Origin of the sequence: Empedobacter sp. UBA5528 (assembly GCF_002426075.1) — a bacterium.
In the GTDB taxonomy this organism is placed as follows: Bacteria; Bacteroidota; Bacteroidia; order Flavobacteriales; family Weeksellaceae; genus Empedobacter; species Empedobacter falsenii_B.
In genome coordinates, this window is the sequence record NZ_DINY01000063.1 from 1 (window position 1) to 19,309 (window position 19,309).

The 19,309-nt window shown below is 32.2% G+C and carries 16 protein-coding genes, 1 pseudogene and 1 riboswitch; of the genes and pseudogenes, 8 read left to right on the forward strand and 9 right to left on the reverse strand.

What is annotated here, in order from left to right:
• Positions 1 to 160: 160 nt before the first annotated feature.
• From B4L98_RS14630 to B4L98_RS13210, 9 genes and pseudogenes are all read right to left on the reverse strand, one after another.
• Positions 161 to 295 (reverse strand): annotated as a pseudogene (locus B4L98_RS14630) (IS3 family transposase); the annotation flags it as partial.
• Positions 292 to 444 carry a response regulator gene (locus B4L98_RS14735; protein ID WP_125349105.1) on the reverse strand — a complete coding sequence of 51 codons (153 nt, stop codon included), beginning with the start codon at positions 442 to 444 and terminating at the stop codon, positions 292 to 294. The gene B4L98_RS14735 and the pseudogene B4L98_RS14630, both read right to left, overlap by 4 nt.
• A gap of 239 nt (positions 445 to 683) precedes the next feature.
• Positions 684 to 2,270: a ribosomal protection-like ABC-F family protein gene (abc-f, locus tag B4L98_RS13180; RefSeq protein ID WP_291078446.1), complete on the reverse strand. Its 1,587-nt coding sequence runs from the start codon at positions 2,268 to 2,270 to the stop codon at positions 684 to 686.
• A 203-nt stretch (positions 2,271 to 2,473) separates the two neighbouring features.
• Complete coding sequence (locus B4L98_RS13185; protein WP_291049002.1) at positions 2,474 to 2,677, reverse strand: (4Fe-4S)-binding protein; 204 nt, start codon at positions 2,675 to 2,677, stop codon at positions 2,474 to 2,476.
• Between the two features lie 37 nt (positions 2,678 to 2,714).
• The gene (locus B4L98_RS13190) at positions 2,715 to 4,100 is read right to left on the reverse strand and encodes a sensor histidine kinase (RefSeq protein ID WP_291067228.1); all 1,386 of its coding nucleotides are present in this window, start codon (positions 4,098 to 4,100) and stop codon (positions 2,715 to 2,717) included.
• Positions 4,093 to 4,776, reverse strand: coding sequence for a response regulator transcription factor (locus B4L98_RS13195; RefSeq protein WP_291067230.1), 684 nt, complete (start codon positions 4,774 to 4,776; stop codon positions 4,093 to 4,095). The genes B4L98_RS13190 and B4L98_RS13195 overlap by 8 nt, the downstream gene beginning before the upstream one ends.
• Positions 4,777 to 4,779: 3 nt before the next feature.
• Complete coding sequence (locus B4L98_RS13200; RefSeq protein WP_291078448.1) at positions 4,780 to 4,938, reverse strand: hypothetical protein; 159 nt, start codon at positions 4,936 to 4,938, stop codon at positions 4,780 to 4,782.
• A 17-nt stretch (positions 4,939 to 4,955) separates the two neighbouring features.
• Positions 4,956 to 5,672, reverse strand: coding sequence for a diacylglycerol/lipid kinase family protein (locus tag B4L98_RS13205; RefSeq protein WP_291078450.1), 717 nt, complete (start codon positions 5,670 to 5,672; stop codon positions 4,956 to 4,958).
• Positions 5,662 to 7,626 carry an LTA synthase family protein gene (locus B4L98_RS13210; RefSeq protein ID WP_291059132.1) on the reverse strand — a complete coding sequence of 655 codons (1,965 nt, stop codon included), beginning with the start codon at positions 7,624 to 7,626 and terminating at the stop codon, positions 5,662 to 5,664. Before B4L98_RS13210 ends, B4L98_RS13205 begins: the two co-directional genes overlap by 11 nt.
• Before the next feature lie 192 nt (positions 7,627 to 7,818).
• On the opposite strand from B4L98_RS13210, the gene B4L98_RS13215 reads away from it, so the two are divergent.
• The 8 genes from B4L98_RS13215 (at position 7,819) to purN (ending at position 19,298) form a co-directional block, all read left to right on the forward strand.
• Entirely contained in the window at positions 7,819 to 8,064 is a 246-nt protein-coding gene (locus B4L98_RS13215; protein ID WP_038332385.1) for a hypothetical protein, read from the forward strand.
• Positions 8,065 to 8,257: 193 nt separating this feature from the next.
• A riboswitch (purine riboswitch) is annotated at positions 8,258 to 8,356 on the forward strand.
• 104 nt (positions 8,357 to 8,460) lie between these two features.
• Positions 8,461 to 12,168 (forward strand): phosphoribosylformylglycinamidine synthase, encoded by a 3,708-nt coding sequence (locus B4L98_RS13220; protein ID WP_125349019.1) that lies wholly within the window; start codon positions 8,461 to 8,463, stop codon positions 12,166 to 12,168.
• Positions 12,169 to 12,714: 546 nt separating this feature from the next.
• Complete coding sequence (gene purC / locus B4L98_RS13225; protein WP_038332381.1) at positions 12,715 to 13,437, forward strand: phosphoribosylaminoimidazolesuccinocarboxamide synthase; 723 nt, start codon at positions 12,715 to 12,717, stop codon at positions 13,435 to 13,437.
• Between the two features lie 19 nt (positions 13,438 to 13,456).
• On the forward strand, positions 13,457 to 14,962 hold the full coding sequence (gene purF / locus B4L98_RS13230; protein ID WP_291078451.1) for an amidophosphoribosyltransferase: 1,506 nt from the start codon (positions 13,457 to 13,459) through the stop codon (positions 14,960 to 14,962).
• 53 nt (positions 14,963 to 15,015) lie between these two features.
• Positions 15,016 to 16,008: a phosphoribosylformylglycinamidine cyclo-ligase gene (purM, locus tag B4L98_RS13235; RefSeq protein WP_114999539.1), complete on the forward strand. Its 993-nt coding sequence runs from the start codon at positions 15,016 to 15,018 to the stop codon at positions 16,006 to 16,008.
• A gap of 260 nt (positions 16,009 to 16,268) precedes the next feature.
• On the forward strand, positions 16,269 to 17,948 hold the full coding sequence (locus B4L98_RS13240; RefSeq protein WP_219034720.1) for an AAA family ATPase: 1,680 nt from the start codon (positions 16,269 to 16,271) through the stop codon (positions 17,946 to 17,948).
• A gap of 129 nt (positions 17,949 to 18,077) precedes the next feature.
• Positions 18,078 to 18,578: an FKBP-type peptidyl-prolyl cis-trans isomerase gene (locus B4L98_RS13245; protein WP_038332370.1), complete on the forward strand. Its 501-nt coding sequence runs from the start codon at positions 18,078 to 18,080 to the stop codon at positions 18,576 to 18,578.
• A 159-nt stretch (positions 18,579 to 18,737) separates the two neighbouring features.
• Positions 18,738 to 19,298 (forward strand): phosphoribosylglycinamide formyltransferase, encoded by a 561-nt coding sequence (gene purN / locus B4L98_RS13250; protein WP_038332368.1) that lies wholly within the window; start codon positions 18,738 to 18,740, stop codon positions 19,296 to 19,298.
• Positions 19,299 to 19,309 lie beyond the last annotated feature (11 nt).

A 19,309-nucleotide genomic window follows, 5' to 3' on the forward strand; every position in this document is an offset into this window, starting at 1 on the left:
CGAGATTTTTACGCTTCAAAACTGGAGATTGTCCGTTTATTGCAGGAGCTGAAAAAAGAATACCGATAACATTTGAAGATCCTAAAGTTTCAGACCATACAGCAGAGCAATCAAAAGTGTATGCAGAAAGAAGTTTGCAGATAGCAACAGAAATGTTTTACGTTTTTTCTCGAGTTATATCACCCGATAATCGCTTTTTACCTGCTTCTAAAAATTCTTTATTCCACTTATAAAATTGAGATTGACTTATACTATATTTTCTACAAAGTTGGGCTATGGAGTTTCTGCTCGTTAAGCTTCCATTACAATTAAAATTTGTTCTTTGACTTCTTTTGCAAACTCAACACCATTACCATCAGGTAATTTTACATCACATAAAATAACTTCAGGAGTAAGTGTTTTAATTTTTTTTATCCCTGATTTTAAATTTTCTGCTTGATGTATTTCGAAACCTTCTAATTCGAGCTAGGAGTGTTCTGTTTTTTGTTTCATCGTCTATGATTAAAATTGAATGCATTCTTATTACTTGTGAATAATGAAGGTATTGTTTTATGCATATAGCTTTTATAAACTCATTATTTTTTTCTTCTTCAAACTTTTTCAAGAATTCCAAAAATACATCGAATGTGAGATTGAGTAACTTTTGAATCCATTGAAAGGGATTTGATTATTTACTATATTTTTTATAAATCAATCGTCCGTTCTATTTTTATTTGTTCCAAAAATGCTTCGTCGTGTGATACAACGATTAGCGTTCCTTGATATTCGTTTATAGCTTTTGTCAAAATTTCAATGTTCTGAATATCCAAATTATTGGTAGGTTCGTCCAAAATAATAATGTCAGGAGCTTTACTGTTTATTGTTAAACAACAAAGTAATAAACGCATTCTTTCACCACCACTCAACATTAAGCAAGGTTTCTCCCAGTCGTTTTTTGAAAATAAAAATCGGTTTAAACGAATCTTGATTTCATGCTCTTGCAATGCTGAGGTATTGAATTGTTGTGCTTGCTCATAAACTTTTAGTTTATTATTAAGTAACGAATAATCTTGGTCAATGTAAATTGATTTATTTTCTGCTCGATAAATTGTTCCTTTTTGCGGTTTTATTTTACCTAAAATAAGCTTTATCAACGTGGTTTTCCCTGAACCGTTTTTTCCTTTTATTGCAATGCGTTCACGACTTATAATCTCAAAATTTAAGTTATTTTCCCAAATCAGTTTATCGTTATAACCAAAGTTAATGTTAGTTGCGGTAAATAAAACTTTTCCTTTATGTAAGTCTGAATGATCAAAACCAAATTTCATTTTATCTAAAGGAGATAAAGAGGAGCGAAGCGTTTGTAAATCTTGAGAAATTCCATTAATTTTTTCTGCATGAACACCTTTTAATTTTGATGTACTATTTTCGGCATTATTTCGCAAAGTGTTCATCATTATTCGAGCAACACCTGATTTTTCTTGTTTACTTTTTCCACGATTATCCAATTTTTGTTGTCGTTCTAAAGTATCTCGTTCTTTCTCTTTGGCTTTCCGCAATGCTTTTTCTTTGCTTTGAATATCTTGATTCAAGGCATTGTTTTCAATCTGTTTTTGAGCTTTATAAAAGTCGTAATTTCCACCATAAACTTTAATCCCGTTTTTACTTAACTCATAAACACTATTTAGAAGGTTTAGAAGTTTTCTGTCGTGGCTTACGATGATTAACGTGCTTTTTGTATCGAGAACTAGATCATATAAAAGTTGACGACTTACATTATCGAGATGATTGCTAGGTTCATCCAATAAAATTAATTCGGGCTGATGAATGGAAATTCCAGCTAAAAAAACTTTTGTTTTTTGTCCACCACTTAGAGTTTCCATTTTTTGATTCAAGTCCAAATCGTTGAGTTGCCAATAACTTAATGCTTCATTGCAACGGTCTTCGATTGTCCAATCATCATCGAGTGAATTGAAATTATCTTCACTTGTGTTTCCGTTTAAGATTTCGTTCAAAGCACTTAATTTATCTTCGATTTTCAGTACTTGAGCGATCGTCAACTGATTGAATTGTCCGAAAATTTGTGGAACATAATAAGGTTCAGTTTCAATGTTTATTAGACCATTTGATGGTTGATATTTTTTAGCGATAATTTTCAATAAAGTAGATTTTCCTACTCCGTTGTTACCAATTAAAGCAATTTTTTCTTGATTTTGTACTGTTAAATTAATGTCGCTAAACAGTATATTCTTGTTTGGATGTAGATATGAAATATTTTGTAAAGTAAGCATAATTCCTTTCTTTAGAAGTGAAACAATACAGCAACCGTTTTGAGGTTGTTGTTCTGATTTGTCTGAAAGAAATTATTTTTTACATTGTGTCTTACTTAAATTTTGATTTTGCGAATATACGAACTTTATTTAATGAATAAGAAATCAGAGGGAAGTTAAAGATTAGCTACATAGAAACATAAAATGCTAAAATATTTATTTTACTACTTTATACTCAACGCACCTGAAGGACATTGATGAACTTGTTTGATAAGTTCGTCACTACTTGCATTTTTTGGCTTTAGCCAAGGTTTTTCTTTCGGATTATATACATTTGGAAGTAGTTTTACGCAAATACCTACATGTTGACATAATTCAGGCTTCCAGATTATAGTGATTTCTCCGTTTGTATATTCGTGTTGACTCATTTTGATATTTTAGATGAATTGAAGTTACTTAAAAATTTTAAATATTCAACGTTAAAATAATCTTAGTTCCAATATTTTGGGTACTCTCAATTCGCATTTTAATGTCAGCTATTTTAGCTAACTGTGTCGCGATATTTAGTCCTAATCCAGAACCAGAAATATGGAATGTTGAATCATTTTTAATACGGAAAAATCGTTCTTGAACAAATTTTAAATCTTCTTGATTCATTCCAATTCCATTGTCTTCAAAAATCAATTCATAAGAATTGTTCTCGATGTTAGAAAGAATTGTTATTTGACCTTTTAAGTTAGAATATTTTATAGCATTTGATAAAACATTATCTATAATAATCTCAAAAAATTCTTGGTAATTATCAATTTCACAAGTTTGAAGTTGTTCTGTATCGACAGAAATTTGTTTTTCTTGTAATAAAACATCAAAACGTTCAATTGATTTTAAAACTTCGGTTTTTAGCTCAAATAAAGAAGTTTTCAACTCTAAACTATTATTTTCTACACGAGAAATCAACAAAAATTGCTCTACCAAACGATCCAAACGATTCACTTGTTTCAATGTGTAATCTATTTTTTCATTGTATTGCTCAGGCGTGCGTTCGTGTCGAATCAAAATTTCCAAGGTTCCTTTTATAATCGCCAAAGGTGTTCGAAGTTCATGTGAAGCATCAGCCGAGAACTGTTTAGCTTTTAAAATTTGAAACTCTAATCGATCTAAAAGTGAATTTATTGTCGCTGAAAGTTGAAATAATTCATCTTTATTTTTAGGTAATTGAATGCGTTCTGAAAGATTATTTTCGGTGATCGATTGCGCTGTATGAATAACATTGAAAACAGGTTTAATCGATTTAGCCGCAATAAAACGAGCTAAAAGAAACGTCAATAAAACCGAAATAGGAAAGATAATAAGTAAGGCGGTTTTTAAATAATCTAATGCTAATTGATTGTGTTTTGTAGAAACGCCTATTACTAAATAACCAACAACTTCGCCATGATGAATCAATTTTGCTTGAGAAATTAATAACTGAATTGAATTATATTCAGCATAAAATGGCTTGTTTTCTGGTTCTTCATTGTTCCAATCCAATTGATTTTGAACCATGTTTGGAGAACTTTCAACTAAGTTGAAATTTTTATCATAAATTGAGATAAAAACAGGATTCAGCGCAATGTCTGTATGTTCTACTTCTTCCCATTCGCGCGGTTGAACGAAGTTTTCTAATGTAGGTTCGTGTAAAACATAATCGACGTGACTGTTAATTTCTTCCTCCAACGTTTCGTACATTGTTTTGTTAATTCCCCTATTTACAACAAAGAAAATTAACCCAAAAATAATGAGTAAAACAGCAGAAAATAAAATGCTGTAAAAGGTTGCAATTCTATTTTTTACAGATAATTTTTTAAACATCGTTTGTTATATAACCCACGCCACGAATAGTATGTAAGCGCGGATCGTCTTTTTTTAGATTTAATTTTTTACGAATCGCGTTAATAAAAACATCAATTACACTTGTATCGTATTCAAAGTGAATGTCCCAAACGTTTTCAATGATTTCTTTGCGTGTACAAATTCGGTTTTTATTTTTGAAAAGGTAAGCTAAAAGTTGAAATTCTTTTAATGTTAATTCAACTAAATTATTGTCTAAAAAAGTCTGATGTGTTTCTGGATTGATTGAAATATTTCCGAAATTAAAAAGATTATTCGATTCATTTTGACGAAGATAAACGTTTATTCGTGCTACCAATTCATTAAAATCAAATGGTTTTTTGATGTAGTCATTTGCACCAGCATTCAAACCTTCAATCGTATCTTGAACTGTATCTTTCGCTGTAATGAAAATAATGGGTGTTTTTTGGTTCATATTTTCAGAATTTCGGATTGCTTTACAAACGTCTAATCCAGAAATATTTAACATCATCCAATCCAATAAAATAACATCAAATTTCTCGTTATTTATTTTCACTAAAGCATCTTCGCCTCTTAAACAGTGCGTTGGCGATAAATTTTCTTCTTCTAAACCTTGAAGCATAAAATTAGCAATTCCCAATTCATCTTCAACAATTAAAACTTTTGGTTTGTTCATTTTCTAATTCGGAATAATAACATTCAAAGCATTCGGAACAATCGAAACTTCAATAGAATTTTGGTTAAAAATAACAGCTTCACCATCAACTTGAGCAATTGTTTTTGGTTGTTTGGAATTGAATTTTACTGAATTGACTTGCAATACTTTTGCTTGCTTCATTTTTTCAATTCGTTTTCCTAAAACATTAGCCGAAAACTGAATTTGTTGTATAAAATTAAGNNAAGCTTTTTTACTGCAAGAAAGTCTAATTTTCCATCATTTAATTTTGCATTGGGTGAAAATGTGATGCCGTAACCCGCTTCGTTAGAGTTAGAGCAGAACACAAAATAAAAATCATCATCTAATGTATGTTGATCATCTAATTCGATGCTAAATTTTTTCGGTTGAAAGTTAAAAATCGCTTTTGTACTGGCAGTTACATATCCCAAAAAGTTTCTGGTTTTGGTTTGAGCATAATTGTTAATCACATCTGCATCAATTCCCAATCCCATATTGCTAAAAAAGTAATTTTCGTTGATTTTTCCTGCATCAATTTTATTGATTTTTGCATTCAAAATCGTTTCAAAAGCTTTTTCGGTGGTTTTAGGGATATGCAAATTAGCCGCTAATCCATTTCCTGAACCAATCGGAATAATTCCCAAAGCAACATTGCTACCAACCAAGGCTTGTGCGACTTCGTTTATCGTTCCGTCGCCACCACAAGCTACTATTATATCAGGATTTTTTGTCAGAACTTGATTTGTAATTTCAGTTGCGTGACCAATATTTTCAGTTAAAAATGTTTCGAATTCAACATTTTTTTGACTAAAATAGTGTTGAATTTCAGTTTCAATCATTCGTCCTTTTCCCTTTCCAGCAATAGGATTGATGATAAAAATGATTTTATTTTTCATTTAATAAATGATTGCTAAATAAATAATCGGCTGTTTGATAATTAGATATGATAGAACGCTCGAAAATAGGATCAACCTTTGTATCAATTAAATTTTTGTCAATCCATTTGTATTGATTGATTTTCTTTTGATCAGATAAAATCGAAACATCTTCGCCTTTTTTCATTCCCAATTTAATATACGTACCAACAAAAGAACGCGATTTGTATTGCGGATCAAAAATATCTTTTCCATAAAATTGAGATGTATATTTCCAATTGAACAACGAAAATAACGTTGGGAAAATATCAATTTGAGAAACTTCTTTTGTGACATTTTCGTTTGCGTGCGATTTTAAATTATAGATAAATGCCGGAATGTGATGGTTTTTTACATCAATTGCATCTTTGCCCGCGCTACTTGCACAGTGATCGGCAATAAACACAAAAACGGTATTGCTGAACCAAGGTTTTGTTTTCGCTTTTGCAATTAAATCTCCAATTGCATAATCGGCATATTTTACAGCTCCAGGACGACCAGTTCCAGACGGAATATCAATTTTTCCATCTTCGTACGTATAAGGTTTGTGGTTAGAAGTTGACATGACAAAAGCAAAAAATGGTTGTTTTGTTTTGTATTTTTCATCGGCAACTTTGATCACTTTTCTGTAAATATCATCATCGGCAATTCCCCAAGCATTCTCAAAAGTAACTTCATCATCATTAATATTGTATCGATTGGTATTGATTTTATCACTCAAAACGCTACCACGACCGCGATCGTAAATGTCAAAACCATTTCCACCATAAAACGCATTCATATTATCAAAATATCCATCGCCACCATAAAAAAACATATTGTGGTATCCTTTTGCTTTGAAAACATTCGAAATAGTATATAAATTTTGATTATCAACACGCTTCACAATACTATTTCCAGGTGTAGGAGGAATTGATAATGTAACAGCTTCCATTCCACGAACAGTACGCGTTCCGTTGGCAAACATATTCGAAAAATAGATGCTGTTATTCGCTATATCGTTGAGGTTTGGAGTGATTGATTTTCCGTTGAATTGCTCTTGCAAAAATGAAGCGCTCATACTTTCCATTAACACAAAAATCACATTTGGTTTTTGTTCTGCTTGTGACGGATTACTCGCTAAAATTGTTCTTCGTATTGGATTTTTGAATTGTTGATCGAAAACAGTTTTCGAATCTTGCAATTCAGATTTCATCACTGCAAAAGCATCTTCAATCGGAATAGATTTATAATGTTCGTCGTATTTTAAATGATTATTTCGGAAAGCAGAAAAGAAAGAAAAAATTCCGGCTTTAGAAACTTCGTTGTTGTATCGATTTTCTGAAGTTGAACTACTATCATTATTTAAAAGAAACAATGAGCTAACCGCAAGTAGTAAATTGAACACAAAAACGCCAATTTTTTGACTTGTTTTTGGTTTGTTATGGAATGTGTTGTAAAAGAAATAACCTTTTTTTGTTGCGAAAATTGTCAAGCCTGTAATCAACACAATTCCGCCAATTAAAACTGGTAAAGGATATGATTCTTGAATATTTTTGACAACTTCGTAGGTATAAATTAAATAATCGACCGCAATAAAATTGAATCGGCTTTTGAATTCGTCCCAAAATGTAACTTCGGCAAAAAATGTAAAATAAATGATTACCAAATACAATGTATAAACGAAATACACGAAAGTTCGATCAAATAATGAATTGACGAATTTGTTTGGTAAAATCATAAAATAAAATGATAAGAATAACGTGAAACAGCTTACAACGCTAATGTCGTACACCAATCCATAAAAAATAGTGTGCAATAACGAGCCAATATTCCAATCGAAATCACTTTTTACCCAAATTGCAAAAATTAGGCGTAGAATAAATGAAATTAGAATAAATAACGAACTGAAAAATAGTAAAATACTGTAACGTCCTTTTAAATTATTTGTAAACATTTTGTTTTTGAATTATTGTTCAAATATCTTGATATTTAATAGATTATTAACATGGAAAAGTGAATCTTAAGCGAATCTTAAGTTTGCGATTCTTGAATGAAAGATAGAAACTGAAAACGTTAATAATTCGTGAAAAAATGGTTTTGATTAGAAATAGTTGTAAATTTGTAATTGGTTTATAAAGTAGGTAGAATGGAAGAGATATTAATCAATGAAAAAGAAGAAAAGTTTTTAACATATTGGGAGAAAAGATTCTCTACAATTTTTAAAGACAATACAAGTTGGACAACTTTGTTTATGACAGTTAACAAAGCTACTTTTCCAGATTCATTAAATATAGAAACGTTTTGCAAAAAGTTTATGCAAGATTTCAATATGAAATTATCATATAAATATGATGAATCAGACAACGAATACGATTTGACAATTACAAGATAATTACGGAAAACGAAAAATCCTTATCAATTTTGATAAGGATTTTTTTGTTGTAAAAAGGGACATTTGATTGATAATCATGCTTAAATTTTAAGAAAAATATTTAACCAAAAAATTAAATAAAATATTGTTGATTTAGATTTGATTTTACTAATTAAAATGTTTAATTTTGCAGTTCACTTTTAAAGGTGATTTAGTTTTTAAAGTTTACAACATTTGTATAGCTCATAATAAGGTTGAGCGTCTCTACGGCAGACCATAAAAAATTGCCACTACAAATGAATTTTTTTTCTACAAAATGAGTCTTGAACCACTCTCGTTAGAAAATAGTTTGTTTGTTGATGTAGATGATACAAATGGTTTAAACACATTAAACCAAATAGTACAGCAAACAATACAATGAACCACAGACTTTTCATTCAGAAGAAATCAAATTTTGACGTTATCAGTCAGAAGACTACAATAGAACTCAAAAACCTTGTACCTACAATTGTGTGCAAGGTTTTTGTTATTTATGATCTATTTAATATAGAAGAAAGCCAATTACAAGAGGTTCAAAATAAGGTGTTTGTCGATCCTGTGACAGACGTTGTTTTCAAATACGTAGAAGATGCAGTTAACGAAAGCATTCCTTATTCTAAAAATTATTTTGCAACCGAATTTTTACCAGGTCAATATAATCAACGCGATGATTCTTCGGAACAATGTTTAGTGTTGATGAATGTTGAAAATGTAACCGTAAAATCTGGTTTACTATATGTTTTCAATGATGATTTGTCTGTGGAAGATTTAAAGAAAGTAAAAGATTACTTAATCAATCCAATTGAGTCGCGCGAGAAAGATCTTTCAAAAATGGAAATTCCAGCTAATCCAGAAGCTACAGAAGTTCCAATTATTGAAGGTTTTATTTCTGCTGACGAAAATAAACTACAAGACATTTACAACCAATTTGGATTATCGTTAGAGATGGATGATTTAGTTTTTATTCAAGACTATTTCAAATCAATCAATCGTAATCCAACCGAAACTGAGTTAAAAGTTTTAGATACTTATTGGTCTGATCACTGTCGTCATACAACTTTTGAGACGGAGATTACAGATGTTCAATTTAATTCTAAATTTAACGAAACACTTCAAAAAACATTCGATTATTACCAACAAGTTCGTCAAGAATTAGGAATAACTAAACCAATTCGTTTGATGGATTTAGCAACTGTGATGGGAAAATATCTTTCTCGTACAGGAGTTGTGAAAAATATTGATGTTTCTGAAGAAATTAACGCATGTTCTATTGTCGTTCCAATCGATGTAGATGGTGTTGAAGAAGAATGGTTATTACAATTCAAAAACGAAACACATAATCACCCAACAGAAGTGGAACCATTTGGTGGAGCTTCGACATGTGTTGGTGGAGCAATACGCGACCCTTTGAGTGGACGTTCTTACGTTTTCCAAGCGATGCGTATTACAGGAGCTGCAAATCCTTTAGAAAAAATTGAAGATACGTTACCAGGTAAATTACCACAACGTAAAATCTCTAAAGAAGCAGCAAACGGATACAGTTCTTATGGAAATCAAATTGGTTTAGCGACAACTTTTGTGAAAGAAATTTATGACGAAGGGTACAAAGCAAAACGCATGGAAGTTGGTTTTGTGGCTGGAGCTGTAAAAAAAGAATATGTTCGTCGTGAAGAACCAGTTGCAGGTGACCGAATTATTTTATTAGGAGGAGCAACAGGTCGTGATGGAGTAGGAGGAGCTTCTGGTTCATCTAAAACACACGATGGTCTTAAATTAGACGATTTATCAGCAGAAGTTCAAAAAGGAAATGCAATTGTTGAACGTAAAATTCAACGTTTATTCCGTAATCCAGATGTTTTAGCATTAATCAAAAAATGTAATGACTTTGGAGCAGGAGGTGTTTCTGTTGCAATTGGTGAAATTGCACGCGGAATTAATGTTAATTTAGATTTAGTTCCATTGAAATATGCTGGATTAAACGGAACAGAATTAGCGATTTCTGAATCTCAGGAACGTATGGCTGTTGCGGTTGAGGCTAAAGATGTGGAAACATTTATCTCATTAGCAAAAGAAGAAAATCTTGATGCGACTTGTGTTGCTGAGGTAACGGGAGATGATACAATGACTTTGGTTTGGAAAGGAACAAAAATTGTTGAATTAGACCGTAAATTTTTAGATACAAATGGCGTTCGTAAACAAGCTAAAATCGAAGTTACGGACGAAGAATATACAAATCCTTTTGAGAATAAAGCCTTCAATAAAGAAGCGTTTATTGCAATGATGCAAGAGTTAAATCATGCGTCGCAAAAAGGTATGGTAGAAATGTTTGACAATAACGTTGGACGTTCTACTATTTTGAATGCTTTTGGTGGACAAACAATGGATACACCAGAAGATGTTTCGGTACAAAAATTCCCAACAGACGGATTTACAAATGCAGTTTCTATTGCTTCATTTGGTTACAATCCTACAATTTCTCGTTGGTCAAATTATCACGGAGCTTATTTTGCGGTAATTGATTCGATGACAAAAATTGTTGCTGCTGGTGGAAATTACGCTGATATTCGTTTAACTTTTCAAGAATATTTTGAAAAATTACGTGATGAAGCTACGCGTTGGGGAAAACCATTTGCGGCTTTATTAGGAACGATTGAAGCACAAAAACAGTTCGGAATTCCTGCAATTGGAGGTAAAGATTCGATGTCTGGTTCTTACCAAGATATTGATGTTCCGCCAACGTTGATTTCTTTTGCAGTTGCGCCTTCTTTGGCTGAAAAAATTGTACAAGGAACTTTAGTTGAAAAGAATTCTAAACTTTCAGTTTTTATTCCAACATTAACAGAAGATTATTTAATCGACGAAGCAAATACAAAAGCTATTTTTGATTTTATCGGAACAATTAATGCTGATGTAAAATCAATGATGACGGTTAAATTTGGTGGAATTGCAGAAACTGTAGCGAATATGGCTTTTGGTAATGAAATCGGATTTGAAATCAAAACTGATTTAGATGTAGCAAAATATTATCCAGCTTCGATTGTAATTGAACATTCAGATGATTTAAATATTCCTGCTGAAATCGCTCAAAATTATCATGTTTTAGGTCAGACAAATGATTCAACTTCGTTCAACTTTAATGGAGAAGAAATTAATTTGATTGAATTAAAACAACAATGGAAAGAAACATTCAATTCATTGTTTCCATATAAATCAACTACTGAAACTGTTGTTGAGGAAAAAGATTTAAAAGCAGAACAAATTTGTTTTGCCTTCGCCGATCATAAAGTAGAAAACCCAAAAGTTTTCATTCCAATTTTCCCAGGAACAAATTCAGAATATGATTCAGCAAAAGCGTTCCGTAGAGAAGGAGCAATCGTTTCGACTTTGCCTTTCCGTAATTTAACACAACAAGATGTTGAAGAATCAGTTGATGCTTTTGTAAATGAAATCAATCAAGCCAATATTTTCTTTGTACCAGGAGGTTTTTCAGCTGCTGATGAGCCAGATGGATCAGGTAAATTTATTGCAACGGTTTTACGCAATGAGAAAATCAAAAATGCAATTCACAATTTATTAGAGCGCGATGGTTTGGTTTTAGGAATCTGTAATGGTTTTCAAGCATTGATTAAATCAGGATTATTGCCTTATGGACGTATTCAAGATTTAGAAGAAGATACACCAACATTAACGTTCAATGAAATTGGTCGTCACATTACACAATTAGCGAAAGTGAGAGTGAATAAATCGCACTCACCTTGGTTAAAAGGAATGGAAGGTCAAGAATTCTGGATTCCATTTTCGCATGGAGAAGGTCGTTTCGTAGCAAATGAGGTTGAATTAGAAAAGTTAATTGATAAAGGACAAATCGCAACTCAGTTTGTAGATTTGGATGGAAAATTAGCTGGAAAAATGCCTTATAATCCAAATGGATCTACGTTTGCGGTAGAAGGAATTGTATCGCCTTGTGGAAAAGTTTACGGACGAATGGGACATCCAGAGCGTTACGAAGAAGGATTATTCAAGAACATTCCAGGAAATGGATATATGAATATCTTCAAAAATGCGGTGGAGTATTTTAGAGGGTAGATTATAGATATGAGATATTAGAAGTTAGATATGAGAAAATTTAACTTCTAAAAATTAAATAAAAAATGTCATTTAGAGTTTGTTGAGGAATCTAAAAAGATTTTTCATTACGCCAAGGCTTCATTCAGAATGACAATTGAAGAATAAAGTTTGAGTCATCCTGAACTTGTTTCAGGAACTCATCTTAAAAAAGTGAGAAGCTGAACTGAATTCAGCTTGACATTGAAAATAAAATAAGGAATTTTGAAGTTAGAAATAAGGTAGAAGAAAAAAAATCTAAATATTAAATATCTAACATCTAAATACTAAAAAAAGAAACAAACAACAAACTAATACCAATTTCGATCCTGAACCAATCGAAATTAATCTCGAAAGTTAACCTTGAACAAGTTAATTTTCAAAACAAACAACAAACACGAAGTGGACTTTTTCATTTCAAACAAAACAAAAAAACGATGTAATGAAGTTAGAAATAAGAAACTAGAAGTTAGATGAATTTTAACTTTGAATTTCGAAAATCGAGCTTCGAAAAAACAAACAACAACGATGAGCTTAACAAAAAAAGACTTCATTTACGAAGGGAAAGCAAAACAAGTTTACTCAACAGAGGAAGCAGACAAAGTAATTGTTTATTACAAAGATGACGCAACTGCATTTAATGCACAAAAGCGCGGAACTGTTGAGGACAAAGGAGAAATGAACAACAAAATTTCGACTTTAATTTTCAACTATTTGATTGAAAAAGGAGTTAAAACTCATTTCATCGAGCAGTTGAATGATCGTGAGCAATTGGTGAAAAAAGTATCAATTATTCCAATTGAAATGGTTGTGCGCAACTATGTAGCTGGGTCTATGGCTCAACGTTTAGGATTAGAAGAAGGAGCGAAATCTCCAGTTACAATTTTTGATATCTGTTACAAAAAAGATGAATTAGGAGATCCATTAATCAACGATCATCATGCGGTTTTATTAGGAGCTGCAACATATGATGAGTTAGATGAAATGTACACACAAACAGAAGTAATTAACGAAGCGTTGAAAGAATTGTTCTTAAAAGCTGGATTAATTTTAGCTGATTTTAAAATTGAATTTGGTAAAGATGTTGATGGTAATATCATTTTAGCTGACGAAATTTCTCCAGACACATGTCGTTTATGGGATGTTGAAACAGGAAAAAAATTAGATAAAGACCGTTTTCGTCGTGATTTAGGTGATGTTTCAGAAGCTTATCACGAAGTATATAATCGTTTGACAGAAGTTTTAAAATAAACATTTTTTTCATTCTATAATGATTGATAAAAAATTACATAAAAGCCAATTAAAAGCTGAATATTTAACGAATTTCTACGAAAGAAATTTATTAAAAAAATATGCAGCCGATACTGTGGATAGTGTAAACGAAGAATGTGGTGTTTTTGGGGTTTATTCGCCAAATAATATCAACACATATTCTATTGCACAGTTTGGTTTATTTGCGCTTCAACACCGTGGACAGGAAGCGTGTGGTGTTTCTTTCTTGAAAGATGGAAACATTAAAACGGTGAAAAAAACAGGATTGGTATTAGACGTTTTCAAAACAATGGAAGCCGAGATTGAAGAATACCAAGGAAATGCTGCGATTGGACATACACGCTACACAACTGCTGGAGGTGGAAGTCGTCGTAACATTCAGCCACTTTACACGTACAATATTTATGGAAAACCTCATTTCTCTATTGCTCATAACGGAAATTTAATTGAAGTTGAAGCATTAAGAGCTGAATTAGAAGCAGAAGGTTTACCATTTTTAGCAACTTCGGATACGGAGGTTTTATTACGTTCTATTCAAAAATATTCGCATTTAGATATTGTAGAAGCTATACAGAAAGGTACAGAAAAGGTAAAAGGAGCTTATTCGGTTTTGTTATTAGCGAATAATCAAATGGCAGCTTTTCGCGATCCAAATGGTATTCGTCCTTTATGTTTAGGAAAATTGGACGATGCCTATGTTTTCTGTTCAGAAACATGTGCATTAGACGCTGTCGGAGCTGAATTTATCCGTGATGTAGAGCCAGGTGAATTGATTGTTGTAAATGAACAAGGTTTGAAATCTTATTCATTAAATCAACCAACGCAGTGTAATATTTGTGCTTTTGAGTACATTTATTTTGCACGTCCTGACTCGAATATCGAAGGAAATGAAATCTACGATTTACGTGTAGAATCTGGTCGAAAATTATACGAACAATCTCCTGTTGCTGCCGATATTGTAATTGGTGTTCCAGATTCTGGGATCCCGTCTGCAATTGGTTATTCAGAAGCTTCGGGTATTCCTTACGAACCAATTTTGATTAAGAATCGTTATATGTCGCGTTCGTTTATCGTTCCTTCACAAGAAATGCGTGAACGTGTGGTCAACTTAAAATTGAATCCCATCAAAAATAAAATCAAAGGAAAACGTTTGGTTGTTTTAGATGATTCGATTGTACGTGGAACAACTTCGAAACTTTTAATCAAAATCTTAAAAGAAGCAGGAGCAAAAGAAATTCATTTCCGTTCTGCTTCGCCTCCAATTATTGCACCTTGTTATTTAGGAATTGATATGCCTTCTAAAGCAGATTTAATTTCAGGAAATAAGTCAATTAAAGAGGTTGAAGATTATTTGAATGTCGATTCGTTAGATTTCTTAACAGTTGATAATCTGATTGATTTATTAGGAAGTAAAGAACATTGTTTTGGATGTTTTACAGAAAAATATCCCGTAAATTATTCTAATGAAGAATGTAAAGAGGTAAAACCTTTGCATATAGATTAATAAGTTATACGAATTTCGAATCTCGTATTTCGAAAAACTAAATCATAATTAAAATGAGCAATACATATAAACAAGCCGGAGTAGATAAGGAAGAAGGTTATCAAACGGTATCGAAAATTAAAGATGCAGTTGCAGCAACACACAATTCAAACGTGTTGAATGGAATTGGAAGTTTTGGTGCATTTTACCAATTAGGAGGTTACAAAAATCCTGTTTTGGTATCAGGAACCGATGGTGTAGGAACTAAACTACGTGTGGCTTTAGATTCTAAAGTTTACGATACAGTTGGGATTGATTGTTTCGCGATGTGTGCAAATGATATTTTGTGTCATGGAGCAAAACCATTATTTTTCTTAGATTATTTAGCTTGTGGAAAATTAGATTCTGATATCGCAGCAGAAATTGTAGGTGGAATTGCACAAGCGTGTAAAGAAACTGGAACAGCATTAATTGGTGGAGAAACAGCAGAAATGCCAGGAATGTACCAAGTTGGTGATTATGATGTTGCTGGATTTTGTGTTGGAGTAGTAGAACGAGATGAAATTATCGATGGTTCTAAAATAAAAGCTGGACAAGTAATTATTGCGTTACCATCAAGTGGTTTCCATTCGAATGGATTCTCTTTGGTTCGTAAAGTTTTCCCAGATTTTAACGAAGAATTTGAAGGTAAACCTTTGTTCGAAACATTATTAGTTCCAACAAAATTATATCAAAATGATATTTTCAAAATCAAAGATGCTGGAATCGAAATGTCTGGAATTGCTCATATTACAGGAGGTGGATTAATCGAGAATGTTCCTCGTATTATAAATGACGGATTAACTGCTGTAATAGAAAAAGCAAAAATAAATGTACCAACAGTGATGCAAGAATTAGCTAAACGCGGAGGAATTGCAGAAAACGAAATGTTTGGAACATTTAATATGGGTGTTGGAATGGTTGTCATCGTTGACCAAACTGATGCTGAAAAAGTATTGAATATTATTGATGGAAGTGCGTTGATTGGAGAAATTCAAGAAGGTGCTGACAAAATTATATTGAAATAGTAGATTAAATAGTTTAAAAAAGCCGGATAAGATTTCTTATCCGGTTTTTTTATTTTTTGGGATTATTTGTTTTTGATTAAGATTGATCCTTGTTATAAAATTTTGTAGTTTTTTTCTTAAATAAAAAAGCTTAATTAAAATACAATAGCTTTTAAAGTTAATTCATTTTCTTTTTTTTAATTTATTAAGCATTTCCTCACCTCATTCAATCTTCGTATCTTTGCATTTCATTCAAAAAACTCCAAATTCACTCATAAGTTATGCAACAATCAAAGGCTTTGGCAATTCTAAAATCTGGTCGAAATGTATTTTTAACAGGTTCTGCGGGTGCCGGAAAAACTTATGTGTTAAATCAATACATTCAATATCTTAAACAACATGGCGTTCCTGTTGCTATAACGGCTTCTACGGGAATTGCTGCGACGCACATGAATGGTCAAACGATACATTCTTGGGCTGGAATTGGAATAAAAGATTATGTTTCTGATCGATATTTGGCTTCGCTTCGCGACAAGAAATATTTCCGAGATAAAATGGACAAAGTAAAAGTCTTAATTATTGATGAAATCTCGATGCTGCACCGAAATCAGTTGGATGCGGTTGATTATGTTTTGAAGTTTTTCAAACAAAACGATGAACCTTTTGGAGGTGTTCAAGTAATTTTTTCGGGTGATTTTTTCCAGTTACCGCCGATTGGTGAAGAGTGGGAAGAATCGAAAGATAAATTCTGTTTTATGTCCGATGCTTGGGTTCAAGCAAAAGTGCATATTTGTTATTTGACAGAGCAATATCGTCAAACAAATAATGCATTGAATGATATTTTGAATGAAATTCGTTCGGGGAATATTTCGCAAAAAACAGTTGATTTATTAGAAACTCGAATCGAATATTTTCCAGATGAAATAGATTCACAAACTCGTTTGTATACACATAATATGGATGTGGACCGAATTAATAAAGGTCAATTGATTAATATTGATTCATCTTCCAAAACATTTGAAGCAAAAGTTGCGGGAAATCCAGCTTTGGTTGAGGTTCTTAAAAAATCTGTTTTAGCAGAAGAAGTTTTAGAATTGAAGATAGGAGCGAAAGTGATGTTTGTTCGTAACAATTTCGAAGTTGGTTTTGTAAACGGAACGCTTGGAAATGTTTCGGGGTATACTGAAAAAGACGAGCCAATTATCAAAACATTAGATGGAGAATTTTACATTGCAAAACCAGAAACGTGGGCAATAGAGGACGAAAGCGGAAAAGCATTGGCTTCATTTACACAAGTTCCGTTGCGTTTGGCTTGGGCGATTACGATTCATAAATCACAAGGAATGACGTTAGATTCTGCGTTTATTGATTTATCAAAAGCGTTCGAAAAAGGACAAGGGTATGTTGCACTTTCACGTTTACGAGATTTAAATTCGTTGATGTTACACGGATTGAATCAAACAGCTTTAGAAATTGATTCACTTGCAATGAAGGCTGATAGACGTTTTCAGGTTTTATCGAATGAAATGGATGAGTTTCTAGATGAAAAAGAATTGCAAAACTCTTGGGCTGCTTTTATCCGATATTCTGGTGGAACTTTGGATAAAAAACAAATTGCAAAAAATATCGAAAAGAATAAAACCAAAGAAAAAGGACAAAAGAAATCGACTTACGAAATTACATTAGAATATGTGAAAGAAGGTTTGTCTTTAGATCAAATCGCAGAGAAAAGAGGTTTAACTACTTCAGCAATTGTCGATCATATTGGTAAAATCAAAGAAAGTGAGCCTGATTTGGATTATTCAAAATTTAAACCTTCTGATAAAATTATTGATAAAGTTCGATTAGCGTATAGTGAAATCGAATTTGAAGAGAATAAAGTTTTAAAACCAATTTATGATTATTTCAATGGTGAAATTGGTTATGAAGACATCAAAAAAGCATTACTTTTTATAGATTAAATAAAAATTGTCAGTTCAAAAATCTAAATAACTGACAAAATTGGTCAAATTATTCGAAAGGAATAGTTGTTGTTAAAAGATAAGTATTAAAAATGAACGCTTTTTAAAAGCATCCATAATTTACAATTTATGTCAATAGAAAACAATAATGTAGTTTCAGTAAACTACTCATTACATACCATCGAAGCGAATGGTGAAAAAGTATTTGTAGAACAATCAAATACAGAAGAGCCATTAACTTTTTTATTTGGAGCTGGAATGATGATTCCAAAATTTGAAGAAGAATTAAAAGAATTAACAATTGGTGATAAAAAATCATTCGTAATTACTCCAGCAGAAGGATACGGTGAAAGAGTAGAAGAAGCTGTTGCTCAATTACCTTTAGATATGTTCAAAGAATCTGGATTGCCACCAGTTGGAGCAATTTTACCTTTGACTGATGATGCAGGAAATCAATTCCGTGCTTCAGTTGTAGAAGTGACAGAAGAGGCTGTAATTGCAGATTTGAATCCTCCAATGGCAGGAAAAACATTAGAATTTGAAGTTGAAATTCTTAATGTTCGTCCAGCAACTGAGGAAGAATTATCTCACGGACACGCACATGGAGTTGACGGAACTCAAGGGCACTAAAAAATATTTTCAAAAGGCTATTTCAATTTGAGATAGCCTTTCTTGTTTTTAATTGTGAATAAATCATTAATAAATAGATTAAATCCACGTTATATTTTTCGACTTGCATCAACTAAAATCTTATCTTTGTAAAACAAACAAGATTACTTACAAACAAACATGAAAATAGCTGTATTTGTTTCCGGTGGCGGAACAAATCTTCAAAATATTATTGATGCAGTTGAAGACGGAACGTTACCAAATGTCGAGATTTCGATGGTAATGGCAGACCGAGATTGTTATGCAATAGAACGATCGTTGGATAAAGATATCCGAACGTATGTCTTAGACCGAAAAACTTTTTCGGAAGATGCTGAACATAATTTAGAAGGAGAAGAAATCGACCTTATTGTTTTGGCAGGTTTTTTAACCATATTATCTCCAGAATTTACCTCGAAATGGGGCTCGAAAATGATTAATATTCATCCTGCATTATTACCAAAATTTGGTGGAAAAGGAATGTATGGCGCGAAAGTTCACAAAGCAGTTTTAGAAGCTGGTGAAAAAACATCAGGAGCAACTGTACATTTTGTAACGGCTGGTGTAGACGAAGGACAAATTATTTGTCAAGGAATTTTTGAAATTGAAGAAGGTGATGAAGTAGCAGATTTACAGCGTAAAGTTGCTGAGGTAGAAAGTGAAATCTACATTAAGGCAATCAAGCAAATCAGCGAAGCATAAAATATAGAATG